This is a genomic window from Xanthomonas bromi, assembly GCF_900092025.1.
GTDB lineage: Bacteria > Pseudomonadota > Gammaproteobacteria > Xanthomonadales > Xanthomonadaceae > Xanthomonas > Xanthomonas bromi.
This window is the reverse complement of the sequence record NZ_FLTX01000003.1, coordinates 73,350-93,915: the sequence shown is the minus strand read 5'-3', so window position 1 is coordinate 93,915 and position 20,566 is coordinate 73,350. Positions and strand designations below refer to the sequence as shown.

At 64.6% G+C, this 20,566-nt stretch carries 13 protein-coding genes and 2 pseudogenes; 7 read left to right on the top strand and 8 right to left on the bottom strand.

Annotated elements, in window-relative coordinates; genetic code table 11:
* Positions 1-78: 78 nt before the first annotated feature.
* The 5 genes from XBLMG947_RS00785 to XBLMG947_RS00765 all read right to left on the bottom strand — a co-directional run bounded on the left by XBLMG947_RS00785 (position 79) and on the right by XBLMG947_RS00765 (position 5,420).
* Positions 79-1,002 (bottom strand): DUF6607 family protein, encoded by a 924-nt coding sequence (locus tag XBLMG947_RS00785; RefSeq protein ID WP_065465951.1) that lies wholly within the window; start codon positions 1,000-1,002, stop codon positions 79-81.
* A 27-nt stretch (positions 1,003-1,029) separates the two neighbouring features.
* Entirely contained in the window at positions 1,030-1,668 is a 639-nt protein-coding gene (locus XBLMG947_RS00780) for a ChuX/HutX family heme-like substrate-binding protein (protein WP_065465950.1), read from the bottom strand.
* Positions 1,668-3,899, bottom strand: coding sequence for a TonB-dependent hemoglobin/transferrin/lactoferrin family receptor (locus tag XBLMG947_RS00775; RefSeq protein ID WP_065465949.1), 2,232 nt, complete (start codon positions 3,897-3,899; stop codon positions 1,668-1,670). The genes XBLMG947_RS00780 and XBLMG947_RS00775 overlap by 1 nt, the downstream gene beginning before the upstream one ends.
* A 150-nt stretch (positions 3,900-4,049) precedes the next feature.
* Positions 4,050-4,247 carry a hemin uptake protein HemP gene (gene hemP, locus XBLMG947_RS00770; protein ID WP_065465948.1) on the bottom strand — a complete coding sequence of 66 codons (198 nt, stop codon included), beginning with the start codon at positions 4,245-4,247 and terminating at the stop codon, positions 4,050-4,052.
* A 204-nt stretch (positions 4,248-4,451) separates the two neighbouring features.
* The gene (locus tag XBLMG947_RS00765; RefSeq protein WP_065466051.1) at positions 4,452-5,420 is read right to left on the bottom strand and encodes a potassium channel beta subunit family protein; all 969 of its coding nucleotides are present in this window, start codon (positions 5,418-5,420) and stop codon (positions 4,452-4,454) included.
* A gap of 896 nt (positions 5,421-6,316) precedes the next feature.
* Here XBLMG947_RS00765 and XBLMG947_RS00760 point away from each other — a divergent pair.
* From XBLMG947_RS00760 to XBLMG947_RS20945, 5 genes and pseudogenes are all read left to right on the top strand, one after another.
* Positions 6,317-7,615: a NupC/NupG family nucleoside CNT transporter gene (locus XBLMG947_RS00760; RefSeq protein ID WP_065465947.1), complete on the top strand. Its 1,299-nt coding sequence runs from the start codon at positions 6,317-6,319 to the stop codon at positions 7,613-7,615.
* Positions 7,616-7,707: 92 nt separating this feature from the next.
* Positions 7,708-8,658 (top strand): ribokinase, encoded by a 951-nt coding sequence (locus XBLMG947_RS00755; protein WP_065465946.1) that lies wholly within the window; start codon positions 7,708-7,710, stop codon positions 8,656-8,658.
* A gap of 556 nt (positions 8,659-9,214) precedes the next feature.
* A pseudogene (locus XBLMG947_RS00750) lies at positions 9,215-11,546 on the top strand (glycoside hydrolase family 98 domain-containing protein).
* Between the two features lie 94 nt (positions 11,547-11,640).
* Positions 11,641-12,639 carry a tRNA dihydrouridine synthase DusB gene (gene dusB / locus XBLMG947_RS00745; RefSeq protein ID WP_065465945.1) on the top strand — a complete coding sequence of 333 codons (999 nt, stop codon included), beginning with the start codon at positions 11,641-11,643 and terminating at the stop codon, positions 12,637-12,639.
* Positions 12,640-12,740: 101 nt separating this feature from the next.
* Positions 12,741-12,974: pseudogene (locus XBLMG947_RS20945) on the top strand (SAM-dependent methyltransferase); the annotation flags it as partial.
* Here the strand turns inward: XBLMG947_RS20945 and XBLMG947_RS00740 are convergent.
* The gene (locus tag XBLMG947_RS00740) at positions 12,971-14,071 is read right to left on the bottom strand and encodes a metal-dependent hydrolase (RefSeq protein ID WP_065465944.1); all 1,101 of its coding nucleotides are present in this window, start codon (positions 14,069-14,071) and stop codon (positions 12,971-12,973) included. The pseudogene XBLMG947_RS20945 and the gene XBLMG947_RS00740 overlap by 4 nt on opposite strands.
* Positions 14,072-14,315: 244 nt before the next feature.
* Here XBLMG947_RS00740 and metK point away from each other — a divergent pair, with 244 nt between their 5' ends.
* Positions 14,316-15,527 (top strand): methionine adenosyltransferase, encoded by a 1,212-nt coding sequence (gene metK, locus XBLMG947_RS00735; RefSeq protein ID WP_065465943.1) that lies wholly within the window; start codon positions 14,316-14,318, stop codon positions 15,525-15,527.
* A 326-nt stretch (positions 15,528-15,853) separates the two neighbouring features.
* Here metK and XBLMG947_RS00730 read toward each other — a convergent pair whose 3' ends face one another.
* Entirely contained in the window at positions 15,854-17,440 is a 1,587-nt protein-coding gene (locus XBLMG947_RS00730; RefSeq protein ID WP_065465942.1) for a histidine-type phosphatase, read from the bottom strand.
* Entirely contained in the window at positions 17,430-20,201 is a 2,772-nt protein-coding gene (locus XBLMG947_RS00725) for a TonB-dependent receptor (protein WP_065465941.1), read from the bottom strand. Before XBLMG947_RS00725 ends, XBLMG947_RS00730 begins: the two co-directional genes overlap by 11 nt.
* On the opposite strand from XBLMG947_RS00725, the gene XBLMG947_RS00720 reads away from it, so the two are divergent.
* Positions 20,200-20,508: a hypothetical protein gene (locus XBLMG947_RS00720; protein ID WP_065465940.1), complete on the top strand. Its 309-nt coding sequence runs from the start codon at positions 20,200-20,202 to the stop codon at positions 20,506-20,508. The two genes, XBLMG947_RS00725 and XBLMG947_RS00720, sit on opposite strands and share 2 nt — an antisense overlap.
* Positions 20,509-20,566: the final 58 nt, after the last annotated feature.

Below are 20,566 nucleotides of genomic sequence, written 5' to 3'. Positions count from 1 at the left end.
CGTTCCGGATCACGCCGATTGCACCCGGCGCGTTCCGACAAGATCGCGCACTGGTGCGCTGCCACCGCATCCGGGTGGCTAGTGCGCCGGTTCGACCCACTGAGAGAACACCGCGTCCAGTTGCGCGTCCTTGACCGGCTTGCCGTTTTGCACCGCCTCGGCCTGCTGGAACATCGGCATGATGATCGCCATGCCGTCCGGCTTGGTCTTCAGATGCAGGCCGGGCGGGGTATCGAGGAACCGGGCCCAGCGCGTGCGCACCTTGGCCCAGTAGCCTTGGGTGCCCTTCCAGTAGGCATAGGCCGGGGCGAAGTCGACCTCGGTGGTCTTGCGGTAATCGTTGAAGCCGAACTCGCGCGCGATCGCTTCCTGGCTGCCGTCGGGCTTGCGCAGCACCTTGGTGTTGAACTGTTCATGAGTCCAGCCGTTGGGCGTGAGCGTGTGGCGGTTGATGACCGATAGCGCGTTGTAGTCGCTGCGCTTGGTGTACTCGCGGCGTGGCAACGGGCGCCAGCTCACATCGCTGGTCCAAGTGGGATGGCCGTCGGCATAGTCCCAGCGGCCGGTGCCGCAATACCGCGGCGCGTCGCTGACCTCGTAGACGCACTGCGTCCAGGCGCCGGCGGTGATTGCCGGCGGCAGCGCATGTACTGTCCAGGTCTGATCGGCGGTGAATTCGAAACGCTGCGGCGCTTCGTAGATCCAGTCCTGCCGCCAGTGCTTGGTCACGTGCCTGGTCTTTTCGTCGACCAGCACATGCTGCAGCACCAGTTTGCGCGGTGAATCCTCCACCACGATCACCCCTTCGCTGGCGCCGCTGCGCATGGCCGACGCACGCGCGTAACCGGGCTGGAGCAGCACCGTCTCGTCGAAGGCAAAGTCCACCGCGTATTCGCCCTGCATCGCCAGGATGCTCTGGCGGTCGCGCTGGGCGTCGGCGGCGGCGATCAACGGCATCAGGCTCAGCGTCACTACGATGCAACGGGGAAACATTCGGCTCATCGGAACTCTCGGTCGTGGTTGGAGACGTCAGCGGCGCAGGCGCACCAGCGAGGTCGTCATGTCGGATGAGGTGTTGTTGCTGGATGTGGCGGAGGCCGTGCGCAAGGCGGCAGCGCGCGCGCAGCAGCAGTCGTCCACCGCCACGCGGCCATCGATGCCCTCCTCGCGTGCCAGGCGTGCAGCGACCTCGGCACCCAGCGCCGACACGGTCGCCAGGCTGGCGACAAACGGTTGTTCGCTAGCGGCGGCGGTCTGCAGCCGCAGCGCGCTCAATCGCCACGGCTCGCCACGCATGCGCCCGGCCAAACGGCGCCACAGCCGCTCGCCGATCCCCAGCTCTTGGGTTTCCATCGTCAGCGGCGGCAGGCGCGAGATCAGGCGATCCCAAATCAGGAAGTCGCTGTCAGGCAACAGGCAAATCCGCCAGCAGCACTGTCCTGCGGCATCGAAGAACCAGATGCTTTCGCGCACGCCATCGCTGTCGACCTGCCGACACGCCGCGGCATCCACCGCGTGCTGCCAGCCATCCAGTTCATTGCCCAATGCAGGCCGGTACAGACACAGCACCGTCCCCAGCGCTGCCAGCTGCTGCGGGCGCGGCAACGCAGCGCGGGTCGCACGTGCATGCGACAACGACGGCAGCGGGCGGGCGCTGGGCCTGGCCACTACCAGCTCACCGCCAGGCTGACCGAAGCGGTGCGCCCGGCGCCGGTGAAGCGGTCGAGCACCGTACTGCTGGCCAGCGTGCCGTTGGGCAGCGCGTTCCAGTCCACATAGCGGCGGTCGGCGAGATTGAAGATGCCGGCGGTGACCTTGGCACCCGGCGCGAACGCCCAATGCCCCATCAGGTCCAGCGTGGCGTAGCCGGCCGGGGTGTAATAGCTGTCCAGCTGCGGGCGACGCTTGCGCGCGACGAAGGTGCCGATCAATTCCGCACCCCACCCATCGCTGTCGAAGGCCACGCCGAGCGTGCCGCGCAACGGGTCCACCGAATTGAGCAGAGTGTCGTCGGTGAGATTGTCGCCTTGCGCATACGCCACCGCGCTAGTGAGCGACCACCCCTGCCAGCCGGCCAGCGCGCCCAGATCGACTCCGCCGCGCGCTTCGGCGCCCTGGATCACCACATCGTCCACATTGCGCGACTGGAACAGCATCAGCCCGTCGGCATTGAAGCCGGCCGGTGCATACGATTCGATGAAGTTGCGGTAGTCGGTGTAATACACACTCACGCTAAGATAGCCGACGGCAGCATTGAACCGCAGGCCCAGTTCGCCACCGCGGCTGGTCTCCGATTTCAGGTCCGGATTGGCGACGGCGGTGTAGCGCGCCTGCAGATTGGTGAAGCCGATATTGACGTCGTTGTACGGCGGCGCGCGGAAACCGTGCGCGTAATTGGCATACGCCGACCATGCGTCCGACAACCGCCACACCGCACCGATCTTTGGAGACACCTGGGTTTGGTCGATGGTCTCGGCGGCAACGCCGGGATTGTCTTCGCGAAAGATGTCGTCCACCTGCGGCGACAGCCGGAAATCATCCACGCGCACGCCGGGTGTCAGCGACAACTTGCCATCGAACAGGCGGATCTCGTCCTGCGCATAAAGCCCGAGCTTGGTGGCCTGGCTCTTGGGGAAATCGCGCACCGGAAATACGTCCTGACCGACGCGACTGGTGATCGCGCCATTGGCCAGATTGACCGAGTCGCCATCGCGCTTGGCGCGGGTGTCGGTCCAGCTGCCATCCAGGCCATAGGTGATGTCGTGACGGAGCGTGTCGGTGTCGATGGCTTTGTGCGCGTTGACCAGCACACCGTGGACGCGCTGATCGAAGTTGTGTTCGTTATGGCGGCGCGTGAGGTTGCCGCGCAGTTCGGCGGTGCGCTGCAGGCTCTCGCTGTCCTGGCGATACAGCTGCCACTGCAGATCGTCGGCCAGTGCCCAATCCAGTGCATCCAGTTCGTGTCGTAGCGAGATGCGCGCGCGGGTCTGATGGTCGCGTCCGTCCTGGGACAGGATGCGTAACGATGGGGTGGTCACGCGCGGGTCGATGCCGGTCAAGGCCTCGATGCTGCCGTAATCTTCGTTGCCTTCCACGGTGAGCGTGAGCCGCTGCTGCGCGTTCGGCGCGTACACCATTTTGGCGAGTACGCTGCGGCCATCGATACGCTGCGGATTGGCAGCCGTACGAGTGACATCGCGGCTGCGATTGTCTCCCTGGTTCTGCGCTTGCTGGCCCTGGCGATGGCTCACCGCCACCATGCCGCTCCAGCGCTTGCCGCCGAACGCGCCGGTGGCACCGGCGAACAGGCCATTCCAGTCGCCTTCGTAGCCGAACTTCAGGCCGACATAGCTGTGCTTGTCGGCGCTCAGATAATCGGAGGGGTCCTTGGTGACGAAGGCCACCACACCGCCCAGGGCATCGGAGCCGTACAGGGCGCTAGCCGGCCCGCGCACCACTTCGACGCGCTTGAGCGTTTCAAGATCGACGAAGTTGCGGTTGGCGTTGAGGTAGTTGCCGAAACTGAAAGTGTCCGACACCGGGACGTTGTCGACCAGGATCGCCACGCGGTTGCCGTCCAGCCCGCGGATGCGGATGCCGTTGGCGCCGGTGAAGCGGCCACTGGTGCCGGTCACCGACACGCCGGGCGTGTAGCGGAACAGATCCTTGAGCTCGCGCACCAGTTGGTTGTCCAGCTGTTCGCGATCGATCACATCCACCGTGCTCGGCACATCGACCAGGGCGCGTTGAGTACGCGTGGCGGTGACCTGCAACCGGTCGAAGTCGTGGACCTCATGCGCCCCATCACCACTGGCGGTGAGGTCGGCAGCGTGGGCACACAACGGAGCAGCAGGCAGCGCAAGCAACAGCGCGACCACCAGCGGATGCAGGCGAATCATCGGGAACCTTTCGAGGGAAGTCCCCGGCAGCGTGCGCTGCAGACAAGGCCGCGATCGGCCGCCGGGGACAGCGTGGGTGCGCGGACGGCGGCGGCAACGCCCGCGAAAGACGGTCCGACCCTGCGCAAGGCCCGGATCGGAGCACAGCGCTTACTTGGTCAGGATCAGCTTGTCGTTGCTGGTGTGGCGCAGGCGATAGATGCGGTCGCCATGCTGGATCAGCACTTCGCGACGGCCCTTGAGCAGCGCCTCGCTGCTGATGAGGTCTTCGGCAGGCACGGCACGCGGCGTGGCGCGATCGCGCAGGTTGACCGGTTCGGAGCGAAGCAGCACGGGATGAGCAGTCATGATCTGGATCTCCAGTCGGTTGGCCAGTCAAATAATAACCATTCTCATCCAATGATCAAGAGCCATTCTCATTTGACCGGGTTGCCGTCTGAATCGAACGGCGAATTTCGATTCACACAGTCCATTGATCTGCGTGCGCAGCAGGCTTCGGCTGCCGCGCATACCGCAAGACGCTCGCCACAGCGCTCGATCCAGCCCACTCGCTCAGCGCGTGCTCGACTCCACCTGCGTCCAGCCGGCGTCATCGACCTGGTTCAAGGTGTCCAGGGCGCCGAGGTTTTCTTCCAACTGCGCCACCCGGCTGGCGCCCAGGATCACGCTGGACACATGCGGATTGCGTAGGCACCAGGCGATGGCCAGCCGAGCCGGCGATTGCCCCAGCTCGGCGGCCAGCGCACAGAACGCGCGTGCGCGCTCCAGCCTGCGCGCTTCCGGTGCGCCCAGCACTTCGTCCTGCAGCCACTGGTTGCCCGGCTGACCCAGACGGCTGTCGTCCTGCACGCCGGTGTTGTACTTGCCGGTCAACAGGCCAGACGCCAGCGGCGACCAGATCGTGGTGCCCAGCCCGCCTTCGCACAGTGGCGCGTATTCGCGCTCCAACCGCTCGCGGTGCAGCAGGTTGTATTGCGGCTGCTCCATCGCAGGCGCATGCAGGTGTTCGTGCTGGGCGATGGCGATGGCCTCGCGCACCTGTGCAGCGCTCCATTCGGAGGTGCCCCAGTACAGCACCTTGCCCTGGCGGATCAACGTATCCATGGCGCGTACGGTTTCCTGGATCGGCGTATCCGGGTCGGGCCGATGGCAGTAATAGAGATCCAGATACTCCACGCGTAGGCGCTTGAGCGCGGCATGGCAGGCGTCGGTGACATGCTTGCGGGAGAGCCCGCGCTGGGTCGGTCGCGGACTCTCCACCGCGCCGAAAAACACCTTGCTCGACACGCAGAAGCCATCGCGCGGCAACCGCAGATCGGCGATCACATCGCCCATCACTTCCTCAGCGCGGCCGCGCGCGTAGACCTCCGCGTTATCGAAGAAGTTGATGCCGTTGCCCCAGGCGGCGGCAATCAGATTGCGCGCTTCGCTGCGCCCGATCTGTTTGCCGAAAGTGACCCAGGCCCCGAACGACAAGGCCGACAGCTGCAGCCCGGTGGAACCCAGACGACGGTAAAGCATGGCGAACTCCCGCAACCTCCAGGGCACCTGCCCCGGACCGGCGTGCGCAGTGTAGTAGGCCGTGGCGTCGTGCAGGCGACAGAGTGCGGCGTGTGCAGTGTCGTGCATCGCCTCCTCCTCAGTGCGACGTCTGTTCGGATGACGCATGCGTCCTGCTCCGCGCGGCCGTCTTCCTTGCGTCGGCTAGCAGTGTTTCGCGAGTGCTTCGGTCTACTGTGGGCGCCTGCACCGTTGACTGTGTCGGTCGTTGAAAAAAGGCAACTGCCGCGAGATTGCCGTCTGTGGGCAGTGCGCATTTGCATGCAGTAGGAAACAACTGCCGAACAACGAGACTGCTTCTCCATCAGCAGCGAAGACACGCCAACGCGTGGTGTCGCATCCGGGGCGGGACCGTGTCGCGGCATGGATGCCGCTATCGAGCCTCCAGGGACGGATTGCCGGCGTGTCCCGACACCGGATGCGGCCGCCGCACACCGATACACCAGCGAATGACGCCAGCTGCCGGGATGCGTGATTCCCGGCACCGCATGTCCCCACACAATCGCAACCGATCGCAATCGGTCCCCGATCGGAAAAATTACGTCTCCACGCTCCAGCGGATTCGGGCCGAACGGCGGAGGATCCACGCATGGGAGAGGTGCCGTCCGTCCCTCACCCACGCGTCGCCACGACCGCCGCCACAGCGCCATCACGATGTGAAACGCCGCAGGCATCTTGGCGCTGTGAACTCCCGACTTTGCGCAAGCACAGCTCACCAGCTCGCTCGCACCGGAATGCGCGTTCCCGCCGCATCTCGGCTGCAGGCCAACCGGCAGCGTCTGAAGGCCGCTCGCCTTGCCCCCTGTCACCCCCTGCTCTAGGCTTGCCGTTTTGCCGTCAGTAGCCCGGGGATTGGAATGGTCGAAGGTTTGGGAAGGATCGGTTTCGGCCTGTTCGGTCTGGCGGTGCTCATCGGCATCACCTGGCTGTTTTCGAGCAACCGCCGCGCGATCGACTGGAAGCTGGTCGCCACCGGTCTGGCCCTGCAGATCTCGTTCGCCGCACTTGTGTTGCTGGTGCCGGGCGGGCGCGACGTGTTCGACGCGCTGGGCAAGGGCTTCGTCAAGGTACTGAGTTTCGTCAATGAAGGGTCCACCTTCATTTTCGGCAACTTGATGAACATCGACAGCTATGGCTTCATTTTTGCATTCCAGGTGCTGCCCACCATCATCTTTTTCTCGGCGCTGATGGGCGTGCTCTACCACCTGGGCGTCATGCAGGTGGTGGTGCGTGCGATGGCGTGGGCGATCACCAAGGTGATGCGCGTGTCTGGTGCGGAAACCACCAGCGTGTGCGCCAGCGTCTTCATCGGCCAGACCGAAGCGCCGCTGACGGTGCGCCCGTACATTCCCAAGATGACCCAATCCGAATTGCTGACGATGATGATCGGCGGCATGGCGCATATCGCCGGCGGCGTGCTGGCGGCGTACGTCGGCATGCTCGGCGGCAGCGATCCGGCGCAGCAGGCGTTTTATGCCAAGCATCTGCTGGCCGCCAGCATCATGGCCGCGCCCGCCACCTTGGTGGTCGCCAAGCTGCTGGTGCCGGAAACCGGCACCCCGCTGACCCGCGGCACGGTCAAGATGGAAGTGGAAAAAACCACCAGCAATGTCATCGATGCGGCTGCGGCCGGAGCTGGCGATGGCCTGCGCCTGGCGCTGAACATCGGCGCGATGCTGCTGGCCTTCATCGCGCTGATCGCGCTGATCAACGCGCCGCTGACCTGGCTGGGCGAGGTCACCGGTGCCGCCGCGCTGCTGGGCCGCCCGACCAACCTGTCGACGATCTTCGGCTACGTGCTGGCGCCGATCGCCTGGGTGATCGGCACTCCGTGGGTGGATGCGACCACGGTGGGTTCGTTGATCGGACAAAAAGTGGTGATCAACGAATTCGTCGCCTACAGCGAGTTGTCGCGCATCGTGAAAGGCGACGTGCCGGGCGTGGGCCTGAGCGCCGAAGGCCGCCTGATCGCCACCTATGCGTTGTGCGGCTTCGCCAATTTCAGCTCGATCGCGATCCAGATCGGTGGAATCGGCGGGCTGGCGCCGGAACGTCGTCACGATCTGGCCAAGTTCGGCCTGCGTGCGGTGCTCGGCGGTTCGATCGCCACCTTCATGACCGCTACCATTGCCGGTGTGCTGTCGCATTTCGGTTGAGGCGGCGCGGGTTCATCGGCATGACGGTCTAATCACTGCACGCCGCGTTTCATCCAGTCTTTTCAAGTCAGTCATTCAAGGCAAGGGTATCTATGAGTTCGGTCGTCGTTGTCGGGTCCTTCAATGTCGATCACGTGTGGCGCTGTGATGCCTTGCCAGTGCCCGGTGCCACTATCGCCGGACGCTACAGCACCGGTCCCGGCGGCAAAGGCTTCAATCAAGCGGTTGCATCCACACGTGCTGGCGCCAAGACGCATTTCTTGTGCGCGCTGGGCGACGATGCCGGTGGCGCGCTGGCGCGCTCGCTGGCGGCGCAGGATGGCTTTGCGTTGATCGCCGAGCCGAGCAATGAACCGACCGGTACCGGCGGCATCTATGTCGACGGGCACGGCCGCAACACCATCGTGATCGGTGCCGGCGCCAACGCCGTGCTGAGCCCTGCTTTCATCGACAATCAGCGTCCGCTGATTGCGGCGGCGAAGGTGCTGCTGGCGCAGCTGGAATCGCCGGCCGAGACGATCGAATCGGCACTGGCGCTGGCGCACGAATGCGGCGTGCTGACCGTACTCAATGCCGCACCGGCCAATGCGCCGACGTCGATCGGCCTGCTCAAACTGTCGGATGTGCTGACGCCGAACGAAACCGAATTCGCAGCGTTGCTTGGCCGCCATGTTGGCGAACGCATCAATGCCGACGACGTCGCTGCGCTGGATGGCAATACGTTGCACTCGCTGTGCCGCAAGCTGCTGCCCGGTGGCAGCGTGGTCATCACCCTGGGCGCGGTGGGTGCGTTCATTTCGCACGCCGAGGAACAACTGCGCGGCGACACCCAGGCGCATTATCGGGTCGGTGCCGAAAGCGCGCAGACCATCGACACCACCGGTGCGGGCGATGCCTTCAACGGCGCGCTGGTGGCATCGCTGGCACAGGTGCCGGCTGCAGGTTTCGCAACCCACGTGCGCTTTGCCACGCGCTTTGCCGCGCGTTCCACCGAAGTGGAAGGCGCGGCTGTGTCGATGCCGCGGTTGCGCGCAGACGACTGAGACCGCGCTTTAAGGCGGTTCGGCGTGCGCCGCATGCGCACGCCTCGATACAGCCCCCACACCGGCGTGCTCCGGTGTCCCTGACGAATGCGTGCACGTGTCACGCGCGCTGTGATCACTGCATCTCGTCACGCGGCAGTGCGCCCGGTTGCGTGCCGACACGATGGCCACGTCTTTCTTCTCCCAGCGTTGCGCATGCGCTGCCGCCAGCGGCACGCCGCCCGATACGCCAGCGCGACCACACGTGACATAGCGCTGCTTTCTGTGCTCGAAAAAGCGAAAGCACAGTGCATAAAACGCGCTGACCTGCTGCGTGCGCTAGCGCGTTGTCCTCGCTTCACTACTATCGCCGCACGACCAGGCGTACCACGACCATTGCCTGTTGTCATGCAGGGCCGCTCTTGGCGGAGCGGCGTGCCAGCAGGCGACCTGCATCGTCGAACTGGCGCATCACAGCGCCACGCGATCGACAGTGCAGCGGGCGCTTGGCGATCGCCGACACGCAGCCTGCGTGCCGGTGCCGCGCTGCACTTTCCCCAGCTCAACGGAACATCCGATGATCCTGCGTCGATCGCACAAACCACTCCTGCTGCCCTGTGTCCTGCTTCCCTGCCTGCTCGGTTCCTGTGGCGGCCAGGATGCCGCCGATGCCAACACCGCAGCGACACCATCGCCAGCGGCGACGGTTACCGTGAGCGCTCCCCGCTCCATGACGCCAACCGCCGCGGCAACAGCGAGCGCGAGTTCCGATCCGTCGCTACGCCGCGCCCTCTCGCCCGACCAGCCGATGTTCATCATCGCCGCCGACACCTGGAATGCCGCCGACCCGCAGAAAATCATCGATCTGATTCCCGCCGATCTGCGTCCGTATTCGGTGTTGCTGATCTCGCTGTCGATCAATCACAAAGGCGCCACGGGTAACCAGTGCAACTGGCTACAGGTGGAAGACGGCATCGAAACAGCGCGCTCGTGGATCAAGACGGCTGCCGCCAACGGGGTCTGGGCGATGATCCAGCCTTCCAGCGGCGGCTTCAGCCACTTCCCCGACTATCCTGCCGACACCGACCTGGAATCGACCGTCTACGGCGAATTCTTCCGCGACTATCCGAACTTCCTCGGCTTCAACTACGCCGAGCAGTTCTGGGGATTCGACGAGCCCTGCTCGGTCTCGGCGGCGCAGCGCTGGGAGCATTGGTCCAACCTGCTCAAGCTCACCAACAAATAGGGCGGCTACCTGGCGGTGAGTTTCACCGGCGGGTACTGGGGCGCGAACATCAATCCATTGGCGATGGTCAAGCGCAACGAAGCGCTACGCAACGCGCTGAGCAGCTACTCCAAGAACTTCATCATCGAAGAAAATTTCACCACCGATTACGGCTTCCACGACATCGAAAGCCTCAGCCTGGGCATGTTCCTGTCCGGATTCGCTGGTCACTACGGCATCCGCCCGGACCGCACCGGCTGGTACGCCGCCGATGGCAGCAGCTATCCGGTGCAGGCGGGTGCGCCGCACTTGATCGAACATTTGACGCTGACCGGCGAAACCTATTTCGACGGCCCTGAGCTGGTCAATACCGACACCGTGCAAAGCCTGCCCAACGGCCTGACCAGCGACGGCTACAGCACCAGGCGCTGGGAATTCTTCCCGCAGTTCAAGAACATCCACATGGATGTCTACCGCAAGATCATCGATGGCACCTTGCGCATCCCCAGCCGCCAGCAGGTGATCGATCGAACCAAGGTGGTGGTGGTCGACGACAGCACCAGCGGCAGCGACCGGACACTGTATGCATCGCCGGAAACGCTGTTCTCCGGCTTGTATTTGATGGACGACGACGGGACGTATCTCAACCAGCACAGCTGGTACAAAAAGACTGGACGCTACCCGGCCATTCCCACCGTATGGCAGCTCACCGACGCGCCAGCCAAGTCGTTCCCGGTGCAGATCAAGCGCAGCGAATACGCCACGCGCTGGCCCAGCATCGCAGCCAAGACCCAGGAGTTGAACGCGCTGTTCCCGCAGGAATACAGCGGCGACATCTACGCAGGGCGTCAGGACAACACCTGGGTGACCTACAACCCGTACAAGACCAATCGGAGCGCAAGCGGCACGCTGAACCTGAAGTACAACACCTGCGCATCGGTCAAACTGACCTACGGGCCCTATACGACCGGCGTCATCAAGGAATTCTCCGACACGCTGTCGATCTATCTGACCAATTTCGATTCGGCAACCGGCCCGCTCAAGACCGACACCATCGCCATCAGCGGCGCCAGCGCTCCCCCCACCTACACCTTCGCCGATCGCGGCGAGCATCAGCCCAGTACGATCACCGCCACGCCCAGCAGCGACGGGCTGACACTCAACGTCGCCCACAACGGCCCGCTGGAGATCAGCGTGAAATGTTCCGGCGCTGCCACCGGGCGTCCGAGCGCATTCCCGACCGCCAACATCCATGCGCCGGCCGCGCCAGCAACCTACACCGGCGTCCGCCAGTACGAGGCCGAAAATTTCGATTTCCTGCGCATCGGCAGCCTGGTTGATAACGGCATCAACGCTGCGGTCCGTAATTACCAGGGCATGGGCTATGTCGACTTCGGCGGCAACCCGGGCGCCCGCCTGCGCACCACCGTCAATGTCCCCACGGCGGGCACCTACACGTTGAGCACCCGCTATTCCGCCCCCGGTGGGAGCCTCAACACGGTCGACCTCTACGTCAACGGGGTTCGGATCGGGACACCCGCTTTCGCGCAGACCAGCTCGGCCAGCGACTGGGCCAGCATCCCGCAGACGGCAACGCTGACGGCCGGCGCCAACGTGGTCGAGTATCGCGCGCGCCGGCGCGCAGACCAAGCTCTACCTGGATAACCTGGTCATCGCGCGATAAGGGCATTGCCCCGCACCGCCGATCGCGGCCCGGCTGCCGGTAGTCGCAGGCGGAACACCCGGCAGGCAAGGACGCCTGCCGATACACTAGTGCCATGCAGATCGGTCCCTACTCCATCGCCCCCAGGGTGATCCTCGCCCCGATGGCGGGCGTCACCGACAAGCCGTTCCGGCTGTTGTGCAAGCGGTTGGGCGCGGGGCTGGCGGTATCGGAGATGACCATCTCCGACCCACGCTTCTGGGGCACGCGCAAATCGCTGCATCGCATGGACCATGCCGGCGAGCCGGACCCGATCAGTGTGCAGATCGCCGGCACCGAGCCACAGCAGCTGGCCGAGGCGGCGCGCTACAACGTCGACCACGGTGCGCAGTTGATCGACATCAACATGGGCTGCCCGGCCAAGAAAGTGTGCAATGCCTGGGCCGGCTCGGCACTGATGCGCGATGAAGACCTGGTAGCGCGCATCCTCACTGCGGTGGTACAGGCGGTGAACGTGCCGGTGACGTTGAAGATTCGCACCGGCTGGGATTGCGACCACCGCAACGGACCGACCATCGCACGCATCGCACAGGACTGCGGTATTGCCGCGCTCGCGGTGCATGGGCGCACCCGCGACCAGCAGTACACCGGCAGCGCCGAGTACGCGACGATCGCGCAGATCAAGGCCGCGCTGCAGATTCCCGTGGTTGCCAATGGCGATATCGATTCGCCGCAAAAGGCCGCGCAGGTACTGCGCGACACCGGCGCCGATGCAGTGATGATCGGCCGCGCCGCGCAAGGTCGCCCGTGGATCTTCGGCGAAGTGGCGCACTTCCTGGCAACCGGCGAGATGTTGCCACCGCCATCGCTGGCATTGGTGCGCGACACCTTGCTCAGCCACCTGGAAGCACTGCACGCGTTCTACGGCCAACCGCAGGGCGTGCGCATCGCACGCAAGCATCTGGGTTGGTACGCCAAGGATCACCCACAAAGCGCGGACTTCCGTGCGGTGGTCAATCGCGCCGAAACGCCGGAAGCGCAGTTGGCGCTGACACGCGATTACTTCGACGCCTTGATCGCCGGCGTGCTGCCCGCATTGCCGGACGCTGCCTGAGTTTTTCTGTTTGCTGGAGCCGCACGTATGAGCGCAGCAAGCCACACCCCGAGCGAGCGACACGGCTTTCGGCCACCGAGCGAGCGCGTCTGCGCAGATCCGATGTGCAGAGGCAGATCAACGCGCTGCATCCGGACAACCGCGAGCCGGGCTGGCGCAAGACCCTGATCGAGTGCCGGGACGCCGTGCGGCTATCGGCGGCCGAGCAGTTGTTGCAGGCCGGCGCCGTCGACGCGGCCACCGTGGATGGCATGCGTCGCGAACTGGCGCAGGTGGGCAGCGACCCGAACGCGGTGTTCTTCTATGCGTTCGTGCAGGCGCGCGCCACGGTCTATTGCGTTGCCGCTGCGGGCGCGGCGACCGGCGTGCCAACGCGTTCCAGGTCGCCGGTCAGCACGGTGCTGCGGGGCTCGTGCCAGATGCGCTGCCACATCTGCGCCAGCACCGCCTCGATCTGATCGCGTGCCACCGGCGCGCGGTACGCCGCCTGCACCTGCCGCGGCACGATCGGCTGCCACGTCCCGCCGTCGCGATGGGCAACCACGAAGTTGAAGTTGTAGTCCGGTTCCAGGCCCATGCGCAGGTCGCTCAGCATCAGGTCGTCATCGACCAGGCGCGCGCGCATGAAACCGCGATTGAACCAGGTCAGCCGACGCACAGAATCGAACGCGGCCACTTCGCCCAACGCCTGGGTATTGCTGGAAAACCCGCGAAAGTGCATCGGGCCGGTGTCGGCCACCAGCGAGCGCTCGCCGATGACGTAGCCGCTGGGCGTCATCGCCACCACGCGCCATAGCAAGGTATTGAGCGGCATCGGCACCGAGAAGCGCGGCGCATCGGCCAGGCCCATCGCCGCCAGCGCACGATCGGCTTCGCGGTCGACCAGCTGCTTGGCGATCAACGACCAGCCCAGATACGCGGTGCTCGCCATCAATCCGATCACCAGCACATGTTGCGCAAGCGCACGCCTGCGCGCAAACCAGGCCACCACGCAGGCCACCAGCAGCCACAGCGTGTAGGCCGGATCGACGATGAACACGCTCGACCACATCGTCGGGTGCGGATGCAGCGGCCACCACAGCTGGGTGCCGTAGACGGTGAAGGCATCCAGCAGCGGATGGGTGATCAAGGCCAGCTGGATCGCCCAGAACCAGCGCTTGGGCGCAGCGGCCACGCGGCCATTGCCGTAGCGGCGGAACAGCCACCAGATCAACCAGCCCACCAACGGCAGCACGAACAGCGAGTGGCTGAAACTGCGGTGCACCGTCATCAGCGTCACCGGGTCGTCGGTGAGCGGCAGCAGCGCCAACGCATCCAGATCGGGCAAGGTGCCCAACGCCGCGCCAGCCAGCAATGCGGCACGCCGCTGTCGGGGCGGCGCGATGGCGGCAGCAATGGCGCCGCCAAGAACGATCTGGGTCAGTGAATCCATCGGCCGATGCTAGCAGGACGGACATGCGCCGGTAGGGATGTCTGACGCGGCATTCGGTAGGCTGGCACCGGTGCGTCACCGGGCAGTTAATCACCGCGGCAACCCACCGGGCCGCGCGTCCGACCAGTGGGAGCGAGACCGGCTTAACCCCAAAGCGATCCATTCAGGCGCACAATGCAACCAACCCACGGGGCGTGTATCATCCGCACCCATCTTTTCATCCGAATTAAGGGATATAAGCCTGATGTCCAGCTACCTGTTCACCTCCGAATCGGTCTCCGAAGGCCATCCGGACAAGATCGCCGACCAGATCTCCGACGCAGTGCTGGATGCCATCCTGGCCCAGGACAAGCGCGCCCGCGTGGCATGCGAGACGATGGTCAAGACCGGCGTTGCGATCGTGGCCGGCGAAGTGACCACCAGTGCCTGGATCGACCTGGAAGCGTTGACCCGCAAGGTCATCCTGGACATCGGCTACAACAGCTCCGACGTCGGCTTCGACGGCCAGACCTGTGGCGTGCTCAACCTGATCGGCAAGCAGTCGCCGGACATCAACCAGGGCGTTGACCGCAAGAACCCCGAGCAGCAGGGTGCCGGCGACCAGGGCCTGATGTTCGGCTATGCCACCAACGAAACCGACAGCTTCATGCCGGCCGCGATTCACCTCTCGCACCGCCTAGTCGAGCAGCAGGCCAAGATCCGCAAGAAGAAGAACTCGGCGCTGTCCTGGCTGCGTCCGGATGCCAAGTCGCAGGTCACCTTGCGCTATGAAGATGGCCTTGCCACGGCGATCGATGCAGTGGTGCTGTCGACCCAGCACGATCCGGGCGTGAAGCAGAAAGACCTGATCGAAGCGGTGCGCGAGGAAATCCTCAAGCCGGTGCTGCCGGCCAAGTGGCTGCACAAGGGCACCAAATTCCACATCAACCCGACCGGCAAGTTCGTGATCGGCGGGCCGGTGGGCGACTGCGGCCTGACCGGTCGCAAGATCATCGTCGACACCTATGGCGGCTGGGCCCGTCACGGTGGCGGTGCGTTCTCGGGCAAGGATCCGTCCAAGGTCGACCGTTCGGCCGCCTACGCGGCACGCTATGTGGCCAAGAACGTGGTGGCTGCGGGTCTGGCCGACCGTTGCGAAGTGCAGGTCTCCTACGCCATCGGCGTGGCCGAGCCGACCTCGATTTCGGTCACCACCTTCGGCACCGGCAAGATCGCCGACGAGCAGATCGAAAAGCTGATCCGCAAGCACTTCGACCTGCGTCCGTTCGGCATCATCCAGATGCTCGACCTGATCCACCCGATGTATCAGCAGACCGCGTCTTACGGCCACTTCGGCCGCAAGCCGAAGGACTTCACCTACACCGACGGCACCGGGGCGCAGCAAAGCGCAACCTCGTTCTCGTGGGAAAAGACCGACCGCGCCGACGCACTGCGTGCCGCCGCCAAGCTGAAATAATCCACGCCGCTCCTACGGGAGCGCGCCGGATGCGTGATGACTGGGCCGCCGATGCGGCCCAGTTGCGTTTTGCCGCTCTGTCGGCGGATTGCCCAACGCCAGGAAGTGACGCATTACACAGGCGTCGGCTTACGGCAGACGCGCGCGTATGGGCGTGACGACATAGCGCCGCTCTCTTCCTGCGAGAGGGTTGGCTGAGGGTACGGGCCGACGTCACCCCAATGCCCACTAGCGCGAAGCCACGCTCGTCCCCCTCTCTTCCACCCCTTCGGAGCATCGTCTCCCGAAGGAGAAGCACATCAGTATTTTCCCGATTGAAACGTGCGTTATCGGTCGAGCAGCAACTGCTGCTCCAGGGCCTTGGCAAACTCCGGCAATGGGCAGGCTGCGCGTTGCGCCGGAGCGCACAGACCCAGCACCAACTGCTGCTGCAAGGGTGGGTGAGCGAGATCCAGCGGTGCCAAGGCGCGCAGTTGGTCCAGCGATTGCGCCAGGTATTGGGCGCGCACCACCTGTTCGCCGGTGGGTTCGCGCCATAGACCGAGCAACAGGGCACCGCCCGGCGGCGGGTCGTCGGCGCCGTAGCCGGGCAGATGGAAATGCACGCCCAGCAGGCCGCTCAATGCGGCGATGTGGGTGTCGCTGCCAACGAACAACGACACCTTCGGTGCCTGTGCGTCACCGAAACGTTGCAAGACCTCCCGCGCCAGCGGCGCACCCGTACGCGAGGCCATGTAGTGCGGCCGTGCGTAGATGTCGAACAACAATGCGTGCAGGCGCGAGACCTGCGCCAGGCGGTCGGGCGTGGCACGGCCCCAGCCGACCTGCGAGAACGGCAGACCTTCTGCGTATTGCAGCAGCAACACCTCGCCGGTGCCGGAGGTCAGATCAATTGGCCCGCCTAATTTAAGGCCACGCCCGTTGGCCGAGGGCGTCAGCGTGGAAGGCATCTGCGCAAAATCGCAGGGCGTCTGGGTGCAGCCCAACATCTGCTGCAGCGCTTGCAACTCGGCGGCATGGCCTTGCAGCAAGGCGGCGGGGCCACCGGTCTGCTGCTGGATCGATGCCACTGCTGCGGCCCCATCGAACGGCACCGCACCGGCTTCGATCGGTCGGAACAGCGGATCGTTGCTGCCCGCCTCCCGATGCCCGGCCACGATGCCGCAGCCCGGTGCGAGCGCATCGGCCAGCAAAGCGCCGCTATCGATGGTGCGTTGATCGGTATTGGCCCACACCGACACGCTGCCGGTTGTCGGGCACCCGCTACTCGGCAATAGCGTGTGTTGCACCAACCACTGACGCAGATAGTCACCGCTCAAACGCACGCCGATGCGACCGTGCGGGGTGAGCAGGCTGGCAGGCGTGGACCACTGCGGCCAGGGTTGGTCGGCATAATGTGCGGCGGCGGCCTCGCCTTGCAGCGGCGCGCGCACGCCATGCCGGAACACCACCACCACGCGCTCCAGTTGCGCGGTCTGCGCAGAGGCGTCTGCCCGTTGGCTGGCGGTGTCGGTCGATTGAGCGCCAACACGCGGTGTGGATGCGCTCGGGGTTGACGCTGCGCAGCCGCCCAACGCCAGCGCAGCCACCAACAGCAGGCACTGCGCGCTGCCAGTTGCCCCGGACATGCCACCGGCCATTTTGCGCCTGTGCCCAATGCCGACGCGCTGCCTGCGTGCTGCATGTAAGGTGCGTGCCGTGATCCTCATCGCGGCACGCACGCCGACTACGCTGCGCTCGGCCAACGGCGGCTCTCCATCGCCGGCCAACAGCGCACGTTGCGATGCCTGCTGCCGCGTTCCATCGCAATCATCCGCGCGGTGTGCGCTTTGTTGCGCGTCCGTCATGACGTTGGCGTTTTGCTGCTCGCCCGTCAGGCCGCCGCCTGCGAATCGTGCGTGATCAGAACACATATTTTGCGGTCACCAGGCTGGTCATGCCGGAATCGACGATGTCGGAAATTGCGTCGGTATTATGGCCCACGTGCGCCCAGTAGCTGTGCTGGTTGGTGAGGTTGGCCACCGACAGATCCACGCGCATGTGATCGGTCGGGGCGTAGCCCAGATGCAGGTCGACGCGGGTGATCGGCTTGATCCACAGGTTGTCCCAATGCGCGCCCTGGTTGAGATAGTCGTACACCGACACGTATTCGCCGGAGTAGTGATAGCTCAGGTTGACCGACCACGGCCCCTTTTCGTAGAACAGCTCCGCATTGGCGAGCAGGTTCGGCGCGTTCTGGATACGTTCGTGCGCGAAGCCTTCCGTCCCCAGACCCACGTGCGTGGTCTGACGGGTGACATTGGCGCCGATGCCGAAGCCATCCAGCGGTGCGGGCAGGCCCTGAAAGGTCTGCCGCACAGCCGCTTCCATGCCCAGCACGCGGCCGTCGCCGCCGTTCTGCGGACGCACGAAACGGGTGCTGGCGGTACCGCTTTCGCCGGGATTGGCAGCATTCGAGCCGCTCTCGTAGATGTAATCGGTGAGGCGCTTGTAATAACCGGCCAGCATGGCGTGGCCGCCGCTGTCGTTCTGCCATTCGCCAGACACATCCACATTGAGCGACTTGATCGGTTTGAGATCCGGGTTGCCTTCGGTGATGGTGGTCTGGCCATCGCTGGAAATATCGGTGGAGCGGCCGCCGCCCAACTGCACGAATGCCGGGCGCGTGTAACTGGTCCACACCGAACCGCGATACACGGCGCCATCGCCATCGGGCCGGTAATTGACGAACACGCTCGGCAAAGCGACGTTGTAGCGGGTGTGATTGTTGGCGAACGCGCCGACCTGCTCGGCACCATCGATGGCGGCCGGCTGCGCCCAGAATGTGTTGGTGATGGCGGTATGTTCGAAGCGCACGCCTGGCAGGATTTCCCAGTTACCGCTGCGCAAGGTGGCCATTGCGTAGGCCGCGCTCACCGCTTCGGTGGCGCGCATGGTGTTGCAGTTGAGGTTATTGATCGCCAGCTTGCCGCAACTGTCGAAACTGGCAGGCGTGAGCGTACGTGCGATCAGGTCGTTGAGCGCGGCATTGCTCAGGCGCACGGTGGAAAACGCATATTGGCCCGGATAGACCGAATCGTAGCGCTGCGCGATCAGACCGGTGTCGCGCAACAAGGTGCGGTCGGTGTACTTGGCATTGGTCCAATCGCGATCGGTGAAGTTGCGCGAGCTGTCGACATACTTCACGCCGAACGCAATACGGCTAAGCAACCCGGCATCGAAATCGTATGCCGCATCGAACTTGCCGCCGCCTTTGTCCTGGCCGCTGTATTGCTTGGAAATCTGCCCGGTGCGCCGCGCATACAGGCTGCCCACATCCGAGGCCTGCGCCTGCATGGCCGGGGTGAGCAACGGCGTCGGAAAGCCGTTGCCGTCGTAGCTGATGAAGCGGTTGGCGCCATAGGCGAAGTTGGTCGAACTGTATTGATCGTTGCGCGCGGAAATTTCCACATGATCCGGGCGATCGTTATTGCCCGTGCCGTAAAAGATGTTCGGTGAAAATGTCCAATGCCCGAGCTGCTTGTCCGCACCAAACTGCACGGTGGCCAGGTCTGCCTCTTCGGGGTTGGTTTCGTACCAGTAACGCACTGCAACGCGATTGATCTGCGGCTGATACACGCCGCTGGTGCCGATCTGGGTGAAGCTGACATTGGCCGGCACGAACTGCGTGTAGCCGGTGTTCTGCTCGGTCTTGGCGAAGGCGTAGGTCATGCGTGCATACAGATGCAGGCTGGGGTCCACGCGCCAATCGAACGCCGCATTGCCGCCGTATCGGCGCGTGTCGCCTTGCGAGTAACCGATGTTCATGCCGGTGCTCTGTAACACGTCCTGCGGGTCGGCGCCGGCCGCCAGTTTGCCGCTGGCATCGGCACGACCGAATTTCCACGCGCCATCGTTGCGTGCAGCAGAGGCAGCGGCCACTTCGCTGTTGACGAAATGGCGCTCGTCGTAATACGCACTGACCGCCACGCCGAACTGCCCCGCATCGCCGAAACGCGCATGCCAATCGCCGGCTGCGCCACTGCCCAGACCGGAATCGCCGTAGTCGCGTGCGCGGCTTTCCAGGCGTCCGCTCAGCGTCACGCTGCCGCCCTGGCGATCGGTCGAATCGAATGCGCTGGGCGTGCGGTAATCGATGGTGCCGCCGATCGCATCGCCGTCCATATCGGCGGTGGAGGTCTTGTTCAAGGCGATGGTCTGCAAGCCAGAGGGCGGCAGCAGGCTCAATTGCACGCCGCGGCTGTACGGCATGCCTTGCGCGACGTTGATGCCGTTGATCAGGTTGACGTTGTATTCGGCATTGAGGCCGCGTACCGATGAGAACATGCCTTCGCCGCGCGCAGCGCCGTCGATGCCGCCGAAATACGACTGCCCGGTATTGATCACGTTGACGCCCGGCATCAGGCCCAGCGCTTCGGCGACGTTGTGCACGGCGGTGGTTTTGAGATCGTCGGCCGACAACACATTGACGGTGTTGGTCGCAGCCATCTGCATGTCGGTCGCGTTATAGCGCGTTGCGGCGACAGTGACCTTGTCCAGCGTGGCCATCTCGCCCTTGGCAGATGTGGTGGCCTGCGTCTCCTGGGCTGCGGTATGCCCGCACAGTACGCACAACGACAAACACAGCGCCTGCGACAACCGCGAGGGACGCAACAGCGAACGACGAACGATCATGATGGAATCCGATGAATGCAGAAGAGCGCCAAGGCTGCGCCGCCGCGAATGTGGGGAAGCGACGCAGCCGGCGGAAGCGGAACTGCATCACACCTGCAAGCAGGCGCTGCGGATGGTGGTCATGCGGTATGTCAGTTTGGTGACCGTGCTTGCGAACATGACAAATGCGCGCAACGCATGCGCAAGTCGGCACAGTCGTTGGCGTATGGAAGCGGACATTGTCGATGGTGTGCGCTGTTTTCCTGGCACATACACCCACCCAGAGCAGGGCATGCACGCCAGCGACACGATGCGCGGGTCCCGATGATGGCGCAGACATGCCTCTCAATCGCCTGACGGTTTCCCGCGAACGGCGAGGTGCGGCC